This window comes from Microbispora sp. H10949 (assembly GCF_014161435.1).
In the GTDB taxonomy this organism is placed as follows: domain Bacteria; phylum Actinomycetota; class Actinomycetes; order Streptosporangiales; family Streptosporangiaceae; genus Microbispora; species Microbispora triticiradicis.
On sequence record NZ_JABBWZ010000023.1, the window covers coordinates 14,510 to 32,015 of the forward strand.

Sequence of the window (17,506 nt, forward strand, 5' to 3'; positions counted from 1 at the left end):
TTCACCGCGCGGTGGCCGTGCGGTAGCGGCGTACGGCGAGCGGCGCGAACACCGCGATGATCAGAACCGACCAGCAGACGGCGGCCGTCACCGGATGCCGGAGCGGCCAGGACGCGGCGGCCGAGCCCGGGTTGCCGAACAGCTCGCGGGCGGCCGAGACGACCGCGCTCATCGGGTTCCAGTCCGCGACGGCCCGCAGCCAGCCCGGCAGCCCCTCCAGCGGCACGAACGCGTTGGCCAGGAAGGTCATCGGGAGCACCCAGGAGAAGGTCAGCCCGTCCGCCTGCGCCCCGCTCCTCGCGAACAGCCCGAGGTACGTGCCCACCCACATCATCGCGAACCCGAACAGGGCGAGCAGCGCGAACCCGGCCAGCACCCGGAACGGGTTCCCGTGCGGACGCCAACCTGCGATGACCAGGCCGGTGACCGCCATCATGGCGAGCGACAGCATGGCGCGGGACAGGTCGGCGAGCCCGCGCCCGGCCAGTACGGCGCCGCGCGCTATGGGCTGGGTGCGGAGGCGGTCGATGACGCCGCGCGCCATGTCCTCGGCGACCGCGGTCGCGGCCGACACCGTGCCCATCGCCATGACCTGCATGAAGATGCCGGGCATCAGGTAGTTCCGGTAGTCGCCCCCGCCGGGCAGCGTGATCGCGCTGCCGAAGACGTACCCGAACAGGACGGTCATGATGACCGGGAAGACCAGCACGCTCGCGAGCTCGGCGGGCTGGGCGCGCAACCGGGAGTAACTGCGCCCGGCGAGCACGAGCGTGTCGGTGATGCCCGAGCGCAGCCGTCCGAGAGCGGTGGCCGGGGGATCCATGGGGACGGTCATGCCGCGTCCGCTCCCGTCAGCCGCAGGAACACCTCGTCGAGCGTCGGGCGGCGCAGGCCCAGGTCCTCCACGGCGATGCCGGCGGCGTTCAGGGCGGAGGCCACCGCGACCAGCGAGGCGGCCCCGTCCGGAACGGGTACGGCGAGCCGCCGCTCGCCGGGGTCGATCTCCATGCCGACCGCGACGCGAACTCCGGCGCCGTTCCCGGAGCCGGCGAAAGAGCCGGCCAAGGAGGCCGCCGAGGGGTTCGCTCCGGGACCTGTTCCCGGGCCCGCTCCGGGGCCTGCTCCGGGGCTGCCGGGGAGCGTCCCGCGGATCACCTCGGCCCCGCGCGTCAGGTCCGCCGCCTCGCGGAAGGCCACGTACAGCCGGTCTCCGCCCACCCTCGCCTTGAGCGCGGCCGGTGAGCCGGACGCGACGACCCGCCCGGCGTCGAGGACCGCGATCCGGTCGGCCAGCCGGTCGGCCTCGTCCAGATACTGGGTCGTGAGCAGCAGCGTCGTGCCCTCGTCCGCCAGTTCGCGCAGCAGGTCCCACAGGGCCAGCCGGCTCCTGGGGTCGAGGCCGGTGGTCGGCTCGTCGAGGAAGAGCACGGGCGGTTCGACGACGAGGCTCGCCGCCAGGTCCAACCGGCGCCGCATGCCGCCGGAGTACGTCCCGGCCGGCCGGTCCGCCGCCTCGGCCAGGCCGAAGCGTTCCAGCAGTTCCCCGGCCCTGCTCCGGGCCGTACGGCGGGGCAGGTGGCGGAGCCGGCCGAACAGCTCCAGGTTGCCGCGCCCGGTGAGCAGCTCGTCCACGGCCGCGTGCTGCCCGGCCAGGCCAATGCGGTAGCGGAGCCGATCGGCGTCCCGGACCACGTCGCATCCGGCCACCCGGGCCGAGCCGCCGTCTGGGCGCAGCAGCGTCGTGAGGATGCGCACGAGGGTCGTCTTGCCCGCGCCGTTGGGGCCCAGCAGCCCGCAGACCGAGCCGCGCGGCACGTCGAGGTCGACGCCCCGCAACGCCTCGGCGGGCCCGTACCTCTTGCGCAGTCCTTCCGCATGGATCACGGTCGTCTCCTTAACGCCGTTAAATTTAACAACGTTAAGCATGAATCGAACGTCGTTAAGCTGTCAACCGTGGCACTCGAACGCGGCACGATCGTCAGCACCGCGCTGCGGTTGCTGGACGAGGTGGGGCTGGAGAAGCTGACCCTGCGCAGGCTGGCCGCCGAGCTGGGCGTACAGGCTCCCGCGCTCTACTGGCACTTCCGGAGCAAGCAGGAGCTTCTGGACGAGATGGCCGACGCCATCGCCGTACAGGAGGCGCCCTCACTGCGGCCGCTCGCGGAGGGCGAGTCGTGGGAGGAATGGCTGGCGGAGTGGTTCCGCGGCCGGCGCCGCGTCTTCAGGTCGCACCGGGACACCGTCCGCCTCACCGCGGGCACCCACCCCGGTGCCGAGACCCTGCGCACCGCCGAGACGATTCTGGAGTCGCTGGTGCGGGCCGGATTCACGCCCAGGGACGCGATGTGGGGGATCGGCACGCTCGGGAACTTCCTCGGCGGGTTCGTGCTGGAGGAGCAGGCCGACCAGGAGAGAGGCCTGGTCGGACAGGATAAGTTCGAGGAGGCGCTCGAGGCGCTCGCGCCGTACCCCCACCTGCGTGCGGTGATGGCCGACACCGGCGCGCCGCAGAGCGACGCGGCCTTCGAGCACGGCCTGGCGTTGATTCTGGCCGGGATGAGGACGCGTATCGAGGCGACGCGGGGTATGCACAAAAACGATGGAGATCTCTAGGGTGCGGGCCTTTGCCCGGAAGGCGGCCGGCAGCCGGACCGCCGCCGTTCTCGCGGTCGTGCTGGCGGCGGTGGTCGGCGGCTGGCTCGGGCTGGCGCTCGGGGCCAAGGTGGACACGCCCGTCGGCCCCGCCGACATCGGCATGTCCATCTCCCCGTCGCTGCGCGGGGAGACCGTCGTCGACGTACGGCCTCTCGGGACGCTCAACTTCAACACCCACGACGCTCCGGTACGGCTCGGCCTGACGATCGAGGCGGTCCACCCGGACGTGGCCGAGGACATCATCAAGAACCCCCGGTGGGCCGACCGGCTCCCGACGACCATCGAGACCGACGTGATCGAAGGGCTGCGCCGGCTCGCCGTACGCGCGGCCCTGTTCGCCGTCGCCGCGGGGTTCGTCACGGGCCTGGTCGTCTTCCGGCGCCTGTCCCGGGCGGCCTGGACCGCGGGAGGCTCCCTGGTCATGGTGGCGGTCCTCGGGGGCGTGTCGGCGCTGACGTTCAACCCCCGCTCGATCGCCGAGCCCCGGTACACCGGGCTGCTCACCGGCGTGCCGTCCCTGATCGGCAGCGCCGAGTCGATCGTGACCAAGTTCTCCGAGTATCGCGGCCAGCTCGCCAAGCTGGTGACGAACGTCTCCCAGCTGTACGAGGCCGGCTCGAATCTGCCGATCTTCGACCCCGACCCGGACACGATCAGGGTGCTGCACGTCTCCGACCTGCACATCAACCCGATCGGCTGGAACGTCATCAAGTCGCTGAAGGACCAGTTCAAGGTGCAGTTCGTCGTCGACACCGGCGACATCAGCGACCACGGCACCAAGCCGGAGAACGAGTTCGTCAAGGAGATCGGCTCGCTCGGGGTGCCGTACGTCTACGTGCGGGGCAACCACGACTCCAAGAGCACCCAGGACGCGGTCGCCAAGCAGAAGAACGCGATCGTGCTCGACGGCAACGCCGTCACGGTCAACGGGCTGACCGTCTACGGCCTCGGCGACCCGAGGTTCACCCCCGACAAGGCCGTCCAGGTGGACGGCGACTCCAGCGAGAGTCTGCTCGACCTCGGCAAGACCAACGCCCTGAAGCTGGCGCCCCGCGACTGGTCGCGGTCGAAGTCCACCTCCGCCCCCGACCGGATCCCCGCCGACATCGTGGCCGTCCACGACCCCACCGTGGGCCGCGGTTTCTCCGGGTACGTCCCCCTGGTGCTGAGCGGCCACGTCCACGCGCGGTCCACCCAGCTGATGCCCACGGGCACCCGGCTGATGATCCAGGGCTCCACGGGCGGCGCCGGCCTGCGCGGCCTGGAGCACGACGAGCCGACTCCGCTCACCGCCTCGGTGCTCTACTTCAACAAGAAGAGCCACCGGCTGGAGGCCTGGGACGACATCACCGTCGGTGGCCTCGGCGAGCAGTGGATCCAGTGCCAGCGTCGTATCGAGCCGGACCCGGGCCGTACAATTTTCCCGGAGTCGCAGCAGGCGCCGTCCCCGACGGCAAGCGGCGGCGGCTCCCCGTCGCCAACCGCTTTGGCATCGGGGGCAAACGTCCCCTATGCTTCAGAGGTCTCCGACGGAAGGCGTCACGGAACAGGGCGAAAGCCTTGAGCCCCCATCGTCTAGCGGCCTAGGACACCGCCCTTTCAAGGCGGCGGCACGGGTTCGAATCCCGTTGGGGGCACGTGGAGCGCGTCGAGCGCACCGGAAGACGGAAGGTCGGAAGACCTACCGGAAGCTGGTAAGCTAGGCGAGCCGAACAACACGGGAGCGAAAATCTCCCGGACATAAAGGTCCTGTAGAGCAGTTTGGAGTGCTCGCCACCCTGTCAAGGTGGAGGTCGCGGGTTCAAGTCCCGTCAGGACCGCGTACGGCGGCAGCCGCCGAGGTCAGGTAGCTCAGTTGGTACGAGCGTCCGCCTGAAAAGCGGAAGGTCGGCAGTTCGACCCTGCCCCTGACCACCACCTTTGAACAGCCAAAACGCCCCGAGCCAATCACGGCCGGGGCGTTCTTGTTCGGCTTTGACGACAACGCTGTCAGCGACGTCACCCGATCACCGGCGAGCGTGAGACACGTGGACGATGTCCAGCCGAAATTTCTGCCGTCACGGCCGGCCTGACCCGCACATGGAGCTCTGGAGCGGTGGTCAGAAGGTGAAGGGGATGGCTTTGCCGGTGGTGTAGAAGCTGTCTCCGGGGTGGGGAGTGTTGTTGATCAGGACGTCGAGCCGGTGGTCGCCGCGGGTGACGCCGGGGACGGTGAAGGAGCCGGTGGCGTTTCCGTTGGAGTCGGTGTTCATGAACACGCCGGTGAAGACCGGGGCGCCGTTGTCGACTCTGTAGGCGAATTGCCAGGACTTGCCGGGCTGGTTGGTGCGAGTGAAGACGACGTGGACATTGACCGCGTCCGGGGTGCAGGTCACGGTGGCGCGGCTGTTCGGGCTGTCGATGGTCTGGTTGTAGGTGCCCTGTGTCCAGGACGCGGGAATGATCTGCTCGCCGGGAGCCGTGGTGGGGCTGTAGAGCAGGGTGAGGACGGCGTAGCCGGGTTTGCCGGAGCCGCCTGCGGGGGCGGGGTACTGGTTCTGGGTGCAGCCGCCTCCGGCGCCACCGGTGTTGGGGGTCGGCGGCAGCATGCCGTTGGTGGTGGAGCTTCCGGGCTGGCCGGGTTGCGGGGAACTGGAGGTGGCGGTGGCGTTTCCTCCGTTGCCGCCGGGTCGGCTCAGTCCGCTGTCGGTCGGATATGTGCCGGTTCCGCCGTTGCCGCCCTGTCCGTTGGAGCCGGCGGCGCCCGTGGTGTTTCCGCCGCCTCCGTTGGTTCCGCCCGCGCCGCCGCGCGCGATGATGACGGGGGAGCCGGCGTTGCTGATCGTGGTGTCGCCGCCGTTGGCGCCCGGACGGCCGGCGGGGCCGGAGACTCCGGCCGTATAGGAGGCGGACGCGGCGCCGGCGCCACCCGCACCTCCTGCCCCGACGACGACGGTGAGGGTGCCGTCGGTGGGCGAGACGGTCACGATGCCGCGCACGTAGGCGCCCGACCCGCCCCCGCCACCGGCGCCGCCGAAGCAGATCGCCGAACTGCTGACGGAGCCCCCGCCGCCTCCGCCTCCCCCACCGCCGCCGCCCCAGGCCTCCACGAGCACGGTCGAGCCGGGTGGCACGGTGGCGGTATAGGTGCCGGGCGAGGCGAATTCCTGCAGTTTCACTCAGGGTCCCTTCATGTCGGACGGGTGGGGGAGCTTCATGCGGTGGACGGCCGGTATCGGCCGGCCGTCCACAAGTGCGGGTCGTGTCAGCAGTTGCCGGCGGTATCGCCGGTGTCGACGGTGGTCGCCATGCGGCGGCGCACACGCGAATATCTCGGGCAAAGCGCACATGCCCGACGTCACTAAGAAAATCTCACAGGGGAAGGCGGGTACAGTTACCGCCCCTCCATAGACCGCTGCCTCACCAGTTTCACGACCCTCGCTCCGACACTGCTGGCGCAGCGTTCAGAACCGTGCTTCAGGCGCTGTTTGGCGGTCCCGCGACCCCGAACCGGCAGTGGACGCAGGCAGCCGTACCGGCCGCAGGCGCCGGCAGGCAGCTGAGGGCAGCCGGCGGCCGCACGTCCGGAATTATCCGTTGCCCCGCAGATGGATTTCGGAGTACCGGCGATCCTGGGGATACTCGCTCATTTCTGAAAGGCGGATCAGCGACGTCGAACGCGGTGTCCAAGGGTGCATGCCAGGTGTCCGGTGCAGATCTGGCCGACGTTCACAGCCCCTGCTCGCAGAACGTCGCGGATGGGCCGGGCATCGTTTCATGTACATAATCACCGCGCTTAATGGGGGCGTTTGCGGCACTGCTGTCAGAGCATGGTTCGAGTTCCTGGATCACCCTTGCCCGTCTGTCCGAACTCATCCGCGCCCACCGCAGCCGGTGGCGGCGCCTGAACCCCGGGCAACAGGCCTTACTGGTGCTGGCCTCGTCCTGCACGCCGTCGAAGCCGACCCCTACTCAGGATTAAAACGACCCGCGTGCCGCCCATCATGACGTCTGCTGGTCGCGGCGGGTCTGCTTCTTCTCGCGGATGACCGCGTGGGCGTCGGCGACGGGGCCTAGGTGAGCGAGCTTGTCGGGATTGACGATCGAGCGGATGGTCTGGATGCGTCCGTCCAGGATGTCGAGCGTCCAGACGTTGAAGATGTGACCGTCTCGGTCGCGGGTGATCGCACCCGGCTGGCCGTTCACCTCGTGCGCCTCCAGCACCGCGCCGATCTGGGCGAACGGCGGGATGGTGACGGACAGCACCCGGGCGACCTTCGCGACGCCGAAGAGGGGGAACGTACTCCCGATCTTGCCGGCGCCGTCGTTGACCAGCTGGACGTCGGCGGCCAGCAGTTCCTGCAGCCCTGTGATGTCCCCCTCCCTCATCGCATGGAAGAACCGCCCGGCGAGCTGCTCGCGGGCCCGGCGATCCGCCTCGAAGCGGGGCCGGCCCGCGTCCATGTGACGGCGTGCCTGCACCGCGAGCTGGCGGCAGGCCGCCTCCGACCGCTCGACGGCGGCGGCGATCTCCCGGTAGCTGAAGGCGAACACCTCGCGGAGCACGAAGACCGCACGCTCGAGCGGGCTGAGCCGCTCCAGCAGGATCAGCGCCGCCATCGACAACGAATCGGACAGCTCCGCCGACCGCTCCGGGTCCTGGTAGGGGTCGGTCAGCAGCGGTTCGGGGAACCATGGCCCGACGTAAGCCTCACGCCGGACGCGGGCCGAGCGCAGCACGTCGATCGAGATCCGCGTCACCGTGGCCGACAGGAAGGCCTTGGGTGACTCGGGCTGGGCTGGGGAACCTTCGTAGCGCAGCCAGGCCTCCTGGACGGCGTCCTCGGCCTCGCTCACGCTGCCCAGGATGCGGTAGGCGATCGCGAAAAGCAGCGGCCTCAGTTCCTGGAAGTCCTCGACGCGAGTCACGCCGACCATTGATATCACCGCTCAGGATAAAGGTGACATGGTGTCGCAGGTCACACTCGGGCGATCTCACATCTCTGCCGGGCTATCTCGTCCAGGGGGTTGTAACGGCTGAAAGCGGCAACAAGGAGCACACCATGCAGAAGGTTTGGTTCGTCACCGGCTCGTCCCGCGGCCTGGGCCGCAACTTCGTGGAGGCCGCCCTGGCGCGCGGCGACAAGGTCGCTGCCACCGCCCGGAACACCGCGAGCCTGCGGGCGCTGGCCGACACCTATGGAGACGCGGTGCTTCCACTGGAAATGGACGTGACCGACAGGGCCACCGTCTTCGAGAGCGTGAAGCGCGCCAAGGAGCACTTCGGCCGGCTCGACGTCATCGTGAACAACGCCGGCTACGCCCAGATCGGCGCGGTCGAAGAACTCACAGAACAGGAACTGCGCGACCAACTCGAGACCAATCTGTTCGGCGCGGTGTGGGTGGTCCAGGCCGCGCTGCCGTACCTGCGCGAGCAGCGCTCGGGGCACATCATCCAGCTTTCCTCGGCCGCCGGGGTCATCGCGATGCCGCTCGGCGGCGCGTACCACGCCTCTAAGTGGGCCCTGGAGGGCCTGAACGAGGCGCTCGCCGGCGAGGTCGCCGAGTTCGGCGTCAAGGTGACCATCATCGAGCCCGGCGGCTTCGCCACCCGGGACGGCAACAACCCCGACCCGCTCGCCAACGGCCACATGGCCAAGCCCGACCCGGCCTACGACGGTCTCCGTCAGCACCTCGGGGCGATGACAGGGAAGATGCCCGCAGGCGACCCGGCCGCAGCGGCACAGGCACTGCTGAAGCTCGTGGACTCCGCCAACCCGCCGGTGCGGGTGCTGTTCGGCAAGGGCTTCCACCCAATGATCGAGCGGGCCTACGCCGACCGGCTCAAGACCTGGGCCGACTGGCAGGACCTCTCAATCGAGGCACACGGCAACCTCGAAGCCCGCTGACTCAGGTGAGAGGCCGCGCAACCGGCGAGCGGCGCCCAGGTCGCCCAGGTCGCCTGGGCGTCCGGGCGATCCGCTCGGCCGGTGAGCCGGATCGTCCTGACGGAGTTGGGGCCTGCTCCCACGTGGGCGGGATGATCGGGCTTCCACCTCAGTCGCTTACGGCCCCGACGCCCGGCACGGCGATCACCCGGACTCCGGTGCCACGCATGACCCGACCGAGACCGTGCCTATCCCTGGCGGAGTGTGGCTGGCCCGCCGATCGGCCGCGAATACTGTGAGCCGTGAACAGCAGACGACAGCTCGGGGAGTTCCTTCAGACAAGGCGCTCTCAGCTGCGGCCCGAGGACGTGGGGGTGGCCACCTACGGTGACCGGCGTCGGGTCCCCGGGCTGCGTCGGGAGGAACTGGCGCTGCTGGCCGGTGTGAGCGCGTCGTACTACTCCCGGCTGGAGCAGGGCCAGGCGCCCAACGCCTCGCCCGATGTGCTCGACGCGCTGGCCCGAGCTCTGCGCCTGGACGATGCGGAACGCCGGCACCTGCATGAACTGGCCGCCGCCGGCCGCCGCCGGGGCACCGTACGCCGTGCCGTGCCCGAACGGGTCAGTCCCGCGACACGTCAACTGGTCGCGGTGCTCGGTGACGTGCCCGTGCTGGTGCTCGGCCGGCACGGCGACGTGCTGGCGTGGAACGCGCCGGGCCACGCCCTGTACGCCGGTCATCTGGCCCCGGAGGGCCCGGACACACCCCGGCAGCGGCCCAATATGGCCCGCCTGGTGTTCCTGGACGCGCACACCCGCGACCTGTACACCGACTGGCCGGCGAAGGCCCGGGGCGTCGTGGCGACCCTGCGCATGGCCTCCGGCCGCCATCCGGACGACCCGCTGCTGACCGCGCTGGTCGGAGAGCTGACGGTCAAGAGCCCGGAGTTCGCCACGATGTGGGCCGACCACCGCGTCAAGACCGGCGGTGACACGGTCTACGAGATGCGGCACCCGCTGGTGGGCGCCATGCGGGTGACCCAGCAGACCCTGCGGACCACCGATGACCAGGCGGTGGTCGTCGCCACCACCGAACCCGGCTCGCCCTCGCACTCCGCGATGACGCTGCTCGTCCACAGCGTGCTGGCAGGGCAGGCGTCCCGGCGTACCCGAATCACCAGCTGACCCCGCACATTCCCCAGGCGCTCCGACCGGAGCGTCCGATGCCGCACGCCCTCATTCAGACAGGACCAGATATGCGCACCAGATTGCTCGCCCTCGCGATCGCCGCCGGAATCGGCCTGACGACCGTGTCCCCGTCATCCCCCTCGGACGCGGCGACGTCCCGGATAGCGGTCCACTTCGACCTGGCGAAGGGCCAGCAGCCGGAGAACATCGCCCTCGCCCCGGACGGCACGGCCTACGTCACCTTCGCCGCCGCCCGCCAGGTCGCCGCGATCAGCCCGAAAGGCACGATCCGGATCCTGGCGACGCTCCCCGCCCCGGCCGACGGCGGCGCACCGGCCCTCGGGTTCGCCCTGACCACCGGCATCGTCCGCACCGCCGACGGCACGCTCTATTTCCTGTACGCCAGCGGCGACCCCGCGACCACCGGCCTCTACCGGCTGCTTCCCGGCCGGAGTCCGCAGCGCATCGCCGCGCTCCCGGCGAACGGCCTGCCCAACGGGCTGGCCTACGACGAACCGGCGGAGACCTTCTACCTCACCGACTCGGTCCTCGGGTCCATCTCCACGGTGCCACTGCACGGAGGCCCCGCCCGGACCTGGTCGTCGGCACCGGAACTCGCCGCGGCCGGATTCCTCGGTGCCAACGGCATCAAGGTACGGCACGGCGCGATCTGGGCCACGAATCTCGACCGGGGCACCCTGCTTCGAATTCCGATCAGACGGGGCCGCCCCGGACCTGTCCAGGTCAGGGCCACCGGCCTGGTCGGCATCGATGACATCGCCTTCACCCGTGACGGGGACGACCAGGTCTTCGCGGCCCTAAACGCCCCGAACAAGGTCGTGCGCATCGGCACGGACGGCCGTGCCGTGACCCTTCTCACCGCCGGACTCCAGAACCCCACCTCGGTGGCGGTACGCGGCCGGACCCTCTACGTGCTCAACGCCGCCTACCTCACCGCCACCGATCCCAACCTGATCCTGGCCACCATTGAAGCGCCCCACGCATGAGACCAAACTGATGCCGGCTACCGGCCTCCACCACTGGAGCCCGGACAGCGATCCGAGCATTGGGCAGCATCAACCGTGTCTCTGAACCTGAATGCCTCATCCACCACATCGTCAAGACTGGAGAAGTCGAGCTCGAAGATCCGGCTCGGGGACGCGTCGGCCTGGGTAGCGTACTCAGGCCAGCTAGGTTACGTAGTCGTAGGTCTGCACGTCCGGGGGTTGTCCATGTCGATCACGTCTCGTCCGCTTACACAGACGGAGCTTCTCCTGGAGCTCGAACCCGTGGTGGGGCGGGAGCTGGATCGGCATCTCGCGGTGGCCAAGGAGTGGTTCCCGCACGAGTACATCCCGTGGAGTGAGGGCCGGACGTTCGATGGTGTCCTGGAGGGCGAAGCCTGGTCGCCGGAGGACTCCTCGATCTCCGAGGCCGCCCGTGTCTCGCTCGTGGTCAACCTTCTGACCGAGGACAACCTTCCGAGCTACCACCACGAGATCGCCACCACCTTCGGCAGGGACGGCGCCTGGGGCACATGGGTGCACCGGTGGACGGCGGAGGAGGGGCGGCACGGGATCGCCATTCGTGACTACCTCACCGTCACCCGGGCCGTCGATCCGGTCGCTCTGGAGCGGGCCAGGATGAGCCACATGCAGAACGGCTTCGCCACCGAGTACGAGGGCATGCTCCGGCAGTTGGCGTACGTCTCGTTCCAGGAGCTGGCTACCCGCATCGCCCACCGGAATACCGGGAGGGTGTCGGGGGACGGGGTATGCGAGAGGCTGCTCTCGAGAGTCGCCGCTGACGAGAACCTTCACATGATCTTCTACCGGAACCTGCTCGCCGCCGCGTTCGAGCTGGCCCCTTCGCAGACCATGCGAGCCGTCACCGATGTCGTGACGTCGTTCCAGATGCCGGGCCAGGGCATGGAGGGTTTCCCCCGCAAGTCGGTGACGATCGCCATGGCGGGCATCTACGACCTGCGACAGCACTCTGACGAGGTCCTGCTCCCGGTGCTGCGGCACTGGAAGGCATTCGACATCGAAGGGCTCGACGCCGAAGGGGAGCGGGCTCGCGAGGAGCTGTCGGCTTTCCTGGCTCAGCTCGACGCGGCCGCTGCCCGCTTCGAGGAGCGGCGGGAGGCCCGGCGGGCGAGGGCCGAAGCCTGAAACGGGGCGGCCGAAGCCTGAAACAGGGCGCAGGCAACCAGGGCAATACGTAGCGAGCGGTCTCTCTGGCGGCACATACTGGAGAGGATGAAGCCAGCCAGCGGCGAGCATCGCCGTCACCTGTCCACAAGTCCCTTCAAACCCCCGCCCCCCGCCGCGCCTCTCGAGCGGTTCAGCGTGAACGACCAGGTGACCCACGATCGGTACGGCCTGGGTGTGGTCATCGGTGTAGAGGACGGCGTAGCCGTGTTCGTCGACTTCCGATCGCAGCAGGAACGGATCACCGCTCCGTTCAAGCGGCTGTACAAACTCTGAGACCGCTGCACCCCAGGGGAGACGCCCCCGGGTGTGGAGCGGCGGATTCGGGTTCGCCGAAGAATCCGAGGTCGCAGACGGCAACCCCGACGGCAACGTCCACCGCCCAACCGTCGTTCGGCGAGGACGTTGCCGTGGGGCAAGCCGAGGACGTGAGTCTCCACGTACCTCCGCATGACCGCGTCGGCCGCCCCGTTCGGTGATGCGACCCAGGAGAGGTTCGTCCTGTCGGATCAGCACGCGCCCCAGCATCGCCGCCCGTCCGGTCTGCTCTTGACGAGTGACCAACGTTCGGCATGCTCTTGACGGCGGTAAAAAAGCTGCCATAGCTTCGGGGGGTTCCGCGTTCACAGGACACCCTCCTCTTCCGATATGGGAGCGCTTTCGTGCCTCGACGCCTCCTCCGCATTCCCGCCGCCGTCGCCGGCTCTCTCGCCCTCGCCGCGGCGACCCTGACCGGAACCGCCGGGGCCGCGACGAACATTCGGACCGGCGCCACCGCTGTGGCCGCCGCCCCCTCGCACCTGTCCGGCACCCTCGCCGACGGCGCCACCTGGATCGCCGACGTGCCCGCGGACTGGAACGGCACACTCCTGCTGTTCAGCCATGGCTATGGTCCGGCCGTCGCGCAGAACGCGCCTTCCGACGAGGCCCGTACGGCCCTTCTCTCGGAGGGTTACGCGCTCGCCGGTTCCTCCTTCGATCCGCAGGGCTCGTGGTGGGCGCTGAACAGCGCCGAACGCGACCAGTTCGCCACCCTGGACGCCTTCGGCCGTACGGCCGGCCGGCCGTCCCGCGTCCTGTCGGTCGGGCTGTCCATGGGCGGCCTGGTCAACGCCCAGATCGCCCGAGACGGGGCCGGCCGCGTCCACGGGGCCCTCGGGCTGTGCAGCCTCGTCGCGGGAGGCGTCGACCTGGACAACTACCAATACGACGCCGAGTACACGATCGCCTCGCTGCTGATGCCCGGCCAGGAGGTGCGGCTCACCGGCTTCGCCGACGCCGCGGACGCCGCGGCGACGGCGCAGCGGCTGACCGACGCCGTGATCGCCGCGCAGGCCACCCCGCAGGGACGGGCCAGGATCGCGCTCGCCGCCGCCTACCTCAACCAGAGCGACTGGGCGCCCGACCACGACCCGCCGGCGACCGGCGACCCCGAGGGGCAGGAGGCCCAGCAGTTCGCCTGGCTCTCCCAAGGGGTGCTCGGGTTCATCGAGAACGGCCGCTGGTCCATCGAGCAGTCCGCCGGGGGCAACACGTCCTGGAACGCCGGGATCGACTACGCGGCGCTGCTGCGCGACTCCGAGCACGCCGGCCAGGTGCGGGCGCTGTATCGCAAGGCCGGCCTCGACCTGCGCGCCGACCTGGCCACTTTGACCCGCGGCGCCCACCTGCACGCCGATCCGGGGGCGCGGCGCAGGCTGGAGGCGTCCTCCACCGCCGGTCAGAGCCTCGCGGTGCCGCTGCTCAACCTGCACACCATCGCCGACCAGCTCGTTCCGGTGCAGCAGGAGACGGCGTTCGCCGAACGGGTCCGGGCGGCCGGTGACGACCGGCTGCTCCGGCAGGCGTACGTCGCGCGCCAGGGCCACTGCGCCTTCACCACCGCGGAGATCGTCGCGGGTGTGCGGGCGATCGACAGGCGGGTCACGACCGGCCGCTGGGGCGACGTCGCCGAACCCGCCGTGCTGCAGCGCTCCGCTCTGTCGCTGAACCTCGGCGGGGCCGCCTTCGTCCGCTACCGGCCCGGCCGCCTCGTCGTCGGCCGGTGATCGGCTCGCGGACGACGGCAGGCCCGGCGGAGACCAGGTGATCCCGGTCCGCGTCCACCCGTTCGCGGTGGAGGCGGGCCAGGACGCTCTGGTCGGTCGTCGCCTGGCGCGTCGCGGCGTACCTGGTCGCCGAAGGCGTCGTACGGGTTCGCCGCGAGCGGTTCGGGCACACCGCGCATGGTCCCTTCGGTAGTCGTCCGTGCTCAGACCTGGCTGGCGCCGCCGTCCACGTAGATCTCGGAGCCGGTCATGTAGGTGCTGGCGTCGGAGGCGAGGAAGACGACCGCGTCGGCGACCTCCTCCGGGCGGCCCAGCCGGTTCATCGGCACGCCCGCAGCGAGGTTCTTGAGCAACTGCTGGGAGCCCGCGGCGTCCGGGGCGAGGCCGCTGAGGCCGGGGGTCTCGATCGGCCCCGGCGCGATGCTGTTGACCCGGATGCCGCGGTCCACGAGCTCGCTCGCCCAGCTGCGGGTGAAGGAGCGCAGTGCCGCCTTGCTCGCGGCGTAGACGCTGAACGCCGCCGCGCCCTTCACGTCGATGTTGGAGCTGGTCACCACGATCGAGGCGCCGCGGTTGAGCAGGGGCAGCACCGCCTGCACGGTGAACAGGGTGCCGCCGACGTTGGTGTTGAAGGTGTCGGCGTAGTGCTGCCAGGTGATGTCGCCGAGCGCGGCGAACTCGCCGCCGCCGGCGTTGGCGAACACGATGTCCAGCCCGGCGCCGCGGTCCCGGATCGACGCGGCGACGCGGTCGAGGTCGGCCAGGTCGGTCACTTCGGCCGCTACGCCGGTGGCGTTCTCGCCGATCTCGGCTACAGCGGCGTCGAGAGCCTCCTGCCGGCGTCCGGAGAGGAAGACGTAGGCGCCCTCGGCGGCGAGGCGGCGGGCCGCGGCGAGGCCGATGCCCGCTGTGGCGCCGGTGACGAGGGCGGTCTTGCCGGTGAGCTGTCCCATGGTGATTTCTCCTTCGTTCACTTCGTCGGAGCGGCCAGTCCGCGCCGCCGCGGAAGCGGCAGGCCGGGTGAGCCGGGTTCGTTCCTATTTCTGTATCGATCGGTACGCAATAGGGAACCCTAGCACGTGTCCAGATATTTCTGTACTGATCGGTTAGGATGAGGGGCGTCACCGAGGTGGGAGACGAGAAGATGGCGGAGAAGACCCGGGAGCGGGGCCGTCCGCGAGGCTTCGACGCGAACGCGGCCCTCGACCGCGCCGTGGAGGTGTTCTGGCGCCGGGGTTACGAAGGCTCCTCGCTCAGCGACCTCACCGAGGCCATGGGCATCAACCGGCCGAGCCTGTACGCCGCCTACGGCAACAAGGAGGAACTGTTCCGCCGGGCGGTCGCGCGCTACGCCGAGGCCGACATGGCGTACGCGCGGGAAGCGCTCGCGGAGCCCACGGCTTACCAGGTGATCGCCAGGTTCCTGCGCGCCAACGCCGACGCCCTCACCCGGACCGACCGCCCGCCGGGATGCCTGTCCATCCAGGGCGGTCTGTCCGACGGCAGCGACGGCGGCAGCGTCGCCCAGTTCCTGGCCGCAAGCCGGCTCGCGGGGGAGCGGGCGCTGGCGGAGCGCCTGGCCCGCGCGGTCGACGAGGGCGATCTGCCGACCGGGACCGATCCGGTGGCCCTCGCCCGCTATGTCATGGTCGTCAGCGAGGGCAACGCGGTGCACGCCGCGGCGGGCGCCGATCGGGCAGGCTTGCACGCCACCGTGGACATCGCACTGCGAGCCGTACCACGAAATCCGCAGGGGGCGGGGTGAGGGTATCGATGAATCCCCCGTCACTCGGCGCCGGCACTTCGGCGAGGGCGTTGTGGTGGGGCAAGCTGAGGGCGTGAGTGTCGTTGTATCTCCGGATGACGTCGGAGTCCCTCGGGCGCAGGCCGGCCCCACTCCGCAGCACCTGCTCACGACCCTGCTCGGTGAGTATCTCGACTCCTCGGATGCCGATCTTCCGTCGATGGCGGTGGTCGCGATACTCGGGGAGTTCGGTATCAGCGAGTCCAGCGCGCGGGCCGCGTTGTCCCGGCTGACCAAGCGTGGCCTGATCGCCGTACGGGGGTCGGGGCGGCCGCCGGTGTATCACCTCACGCCTGCGGCGATCGCCAGGCACCGGTCCCGGATGGATCATTTCCTGAGCTTCGGCGCGCGCCGGCCGCAGTGGACCGGGGAGTGGGTGACCGTGTCCTTCTCGGTCCCCCAGTCCGGCCAAGGCCAGGCCCCGCGGCACGCGGTGCGCAAGGCTTTGGGGTCGCTGGGTTTCGCGCGGCTGTACGACAGTGTGTGGATCCGGCCGGGATCCGATTCAGGTCCGGTGACCCGAGCGCTCCACGACGTTCTGGACGGGGTCGAAGGTAGCCGTTGGTCGGTGACGCGCGCTCGGTTCGAGGAGGAGGTCGGCCCGCACGGTCCGGCCGCCGCCTACGATCTGGCCGGTCTCGCCGCTGCTTATGAGGGTTTCATCGCGCGGTACTCCGATTTGCGGGTGGCCGTGCGCAACGGGGAGGTCGACGCGGCCCGGGCGCTGGTGGCCCGGACCTCGGTCATGGATTCCTGGCGGAAATTTCCGGACATCGACCCGAACCTCCCTGAGCACCTCCTGCCGAAACCGTGGCCCTGCCAGGCCGCCAGGGCCCTCATGCTGGAGATCCATTCCGCTCTCGGCTCGCTCGCCGAGGCGCGGCTCGTCCAGGTGGCGACCCCGTACTGGCCGGACGCCGCGTCCTGGATCACTCACTTCCAGGCGTCGGAGAACGGTGTCTCGGTCCCGGCCGCCGGGGACGGCCGCAAGAGACTTCCACCCACCCGGGCGGCTGCCCGGCCGCCGGGGCACGTCTCGTAACCCGGCGGTGAGCCGGCTTCCCGCCGGGTCGCCGGGCGCCGCGGATCCCACCCGAGCACCAGGCCGGTCAGGCATCGTGACGAACCGGGCGCGGCTTGTTCGTTGTGCCGGGCCCGCACCGTCATGACGATGCGGGCCCGGCACGGTGGTGTCACTCAGGTGACAGGAGGGTCAGTTCACTTGACGACCGCGAGGGCGTCGACGACACCGGTGCCGAAGAAGCCGTTGTCGTCGGCGGCGCCGGTGCAGGCCGCGGTGTTCGGCGGGCAGGGCTTGGCCACGGCCCGCGCCCTGAGCTCGCCGAGCATCTCGGCCGGCGTCCAGGACGGGTGCGCCGACTTCATCTGCGCCATCACGCCGGCGACGTGCGGGCTCGCCATCGACGTACCGCTCTTTGTGCCGTAGCCGTCGGCCCCCGTCCGGGTGTTCCACGTCGTCGAGTAGATCGACGAGCCGGGAGCCGCGACGTCGATCTTGCCGAGACCGTAGTTGGAGAAGGACGACCGGACGCTGTCCAGCGTGGTGCCCACGCGCTGCAGGGACGCGACCGTCACGACGCCGTCGAGTTCGGGACTGTAAGAACAACGGTGTAACTCCTGATCAAGGAGACACCTGTGACGAGTACGGTGATCCAGGCATCCGAAGCGTTGGACCTGGAGGACGCCGCGGTGGCGCGGAAAGAGGATGAAGCGT

16 protein-coding genes and 3 tRNA genes are annotated in these 17,506 nt (G+C 70.0%); 13 read left to right on the forward strand and 6 right to left on the reverse strand.

Going from position 1 to position 17,506, the window contains the following annotated elements; translation table 11 throughout:
• Position 1 precedes the first annotated feature (1 nt).
• Positions 2-835: an ABC transporter permease gene (locus tag HHX40_RS35050; protein WP_259404185.1), complete on the reverse strand. Its 834-nt coding sequence runs from the start codon at positions 833-835 to the stop codon at positions 2-4.
• The gene (locus tag HHX40_RS35055) at positions 832-1,884 is read right to left on the reverse strand and encodes an ATP-binding cassette domain-containing protein (RefSeq protein ID WP_396788607.1); all 1,053 of its coding nucleotides are present in this window, start codon (positions 1,882-1,884) and stop codon (positions 832-834) included. The genes HHX40_RS35050 and HHX40_RS35055 overlap by 4 nt, the downstream gene beginning before the upstream one ends.
• Positions 1,885-1,953: 69 nt before the next feature.
• On the opposite strand from HHX40_RS35055, the gene HHX40_RS35060 reads away from it, so the two are divergent.
• From HHX40_RS35060 to HHX40_RS35080, 5 genes are all read left to right on the forward strand, one after another.
• Positions 1,954-2,613, forward strand: a complete 660-nt coding sequence (locus HHX40_RS35060; RefSeq protein WP_244302098.1) for a TetR/AcrR family transcriptional regulator C-terminal domain-containing protein — start codon at positions 1,954-1,956, stop codon at positions 2,611-2,613.
• A gap of 1 nt (position 2,614) precedes the next feature.
• On the forward strand, positions 2,615-4,219 hold the full coding sequence (locus HHX40_RS35065) for a metallophosphoesterase (RefSeq protein WP_310738415.1): 1,605 nt from the start codon (positions 2,615-2,617) through the stop codon (positions 4,217-4,219).
• A tRNA-Glu gene (locus HHX40_RS35070) sits at positions 4,220-4,292 on the forward strand.
• 108 nt (positions 4,293-4,400) lie between these two features.
• Positions 4,401-4,475: transfer RNA gene (locus tag HHX40_RS35075), tRNA-Asp, on the forward strand.
• 20 nt (positions 4,476-4,495) lie between these two features.
• A tRNA-Phe gene (locus HHX40_RS35080) sits at positions 4,496-4,572 on the forward strand.
• A gap of 182 nt (positions 4,573-4,754) precedes the next feature.
• Here HHX40_RS35080 and HHX40_RS35085 read toward each other — a convergent pair.
• Together HHX40_RS35085 and HHX40_RS35090 are read right to left on the reverse strand one after the other, a co-directional pair.
• Complete coding sequence (locus tag HHX40_RS35085; protein WP_182883982.1) at positions 4,755-5,813, reverse strand: hypothetical protein; 1,059 nt, start codon at positions 5,811-5,813, stop codon at positions 4,755-4,757.
• Between the two features lie 823 nt (positions 5,814-6,636).
• On the reverse strand, positions 6,637-7,563 hold the full coding sequence (locus HHX40_RS35090) for an RNA polymerase sigma-70 factor (protein WP_182883983.1): 927 nt from the start codon (positions 7,561-7,563) through the stop codon (positions 6,637-6,639).
• 134 nt (positions 7,564-7,697) lie between these two features.
• Between HHX40_RS35090 and HHX40_RS35095 the strand changes: the two genes are divergently transcribed.
• The 6 genes from HHX40_RS35095 to HHX40_RS35120 all read left to right on the forward strand — a co-directional run bounded on the left by HHX40_RS35095 (position 7,698) and on the right by HHX40_RS35120 (position 13,967).
• On the forward strand, positions 7,698-8,543 hold the full coding sequence (locus tag HHX40_RS35095; protein ID WP_182883984.1) for an SDR family NAD(P)-dependent oxidoreductase: 846 nt from the start codon (positions 7,698-7,700) through the stop codon (positions 8,541-8,543).
• 281 nt (positions 8,544-8,824) lie between these two features.
• Complete coding sequence (locus HHX40_RS35100) at positions 8,825-9,706, forward strand: helix-turn-helix transcriptional regulator (protein WP_182883985.1); 882 nt, start codon at positions 8,825-8,827, stop codon at positions 9,704-9,706.
• A 71-nt stretch (positions 9,707-9,777) separates the two neighbouring features.
• Complete coding sequence (locus HHX40_RS35105) at positions 9,778-10,716, forward strand: hypothetical protein (RefSeq protein WP_182883986.1); 939 nt, start codon at positions 9,778-9,780, stop codon at positions 10,714-10,716.
• Between the two features lie 225 nt (positions 10,717-10,941).
• A complete protein-coding gene (locus HHX40_RS35110) occupies positions 10,942-11,880 on the forward strand; it encodes an acyl-ACP desaturase (protein ID WP_182883987.1) in 939 nt (312 codons plus the stop codon).
• A gap of 87 nt (positions 11,881-11,967) precedes the next feature.
• Positions 11,968-12,195 carry a hypothetical protein gene (locus tag HHX40_RS35115; RefSeq protein WP_111699146.1) on the forward strand — a complete coding sequence of 76 codons (228 nt, stop codon included), beginning with the start codon at positions 11,968-11,970 and terminating at the stop codon, positions 12,193-12,195.
• A 386-nt stretch (positions 12,196-12,581) separates the two neighbouring features.
• Positions 12,582-13,967 carry an alpha/beta hydrolase gene (locus HHX40_RS35120; protein WP_182883988.1) on the forward strand — a complete coding sequence of 462 codons (1,386 nt, stop codon included), beginning with the start codon at positions 12,582-12,584 and terminating at the stop codon, positions 13,965-13,967.
• Positions 13,968-14,170: 203 nt separating this feature from the next.
• On the opposite strand, the gene HHX40_RS35125 is transcribed toward HHX40_RS35120, so the two are convergent.
• Positions 14,171-14,920: an SDR family oxidoreductase gene (locus HHX40_RS35125; protein WP_182883989.1), complete on the reverse strand. Its 750-nt coding sequence runs from the start codon at positions 14,918-14,920 to the stop codon at positions 14,171-14,173.
• A 158-nt stretch (positions 14,921-15,078) separates the two neighbouring features.
• On the opposite strand from HHX40_RS35125, the gene HHX40_RS35130 reads away from it, so the two are divergent.
• Positions 15,079-15,732: a TetR/AcrR family transcriptional regulator gene (locus HHX40_RS35130; protein WP_259404186.1), complete on the forward strand. Its 654-nt coding sequence runs from the start codon at positions 15,079-15,081 to the stop codon at positions 15,730-15,732.
• A 73-nt stretch (positions 15,733-15,805) separates the two neighbouring features.
• Positions 15,806-16,813: a PaaX family transcriptional regulator C-terminal domain-containing protein gene (locus HHX40_RS35135; protein ID WP_182883995.1), complete on the forward strand. Its 1,008-nt coding sequence runs from the start codon at positions 15,806-15,808 to the stop codon at positions 16,811-16,813.
• A 176-nt stretch (positions 16,814-16,989) separates the two neighbouring features.
• Here HHX40_RS35135 and HHX40_RS35140 read toward each other — a convergent pair whose 3' ends face one another.
• Positions 16,990-17,499: a S8 family serine peptidase gene (locus tag HHX40_RS35140; RefSeq protein WP_396788611.1), complete on the reverse strand. Its 510-nt coding sequence runs from the start codon at positions 17,497-17,499 to the stop codon at positions 16,990-16,992.
• Between the last annotated feature and the right edge of the window lie 7 nt (positions 17,500-17,506).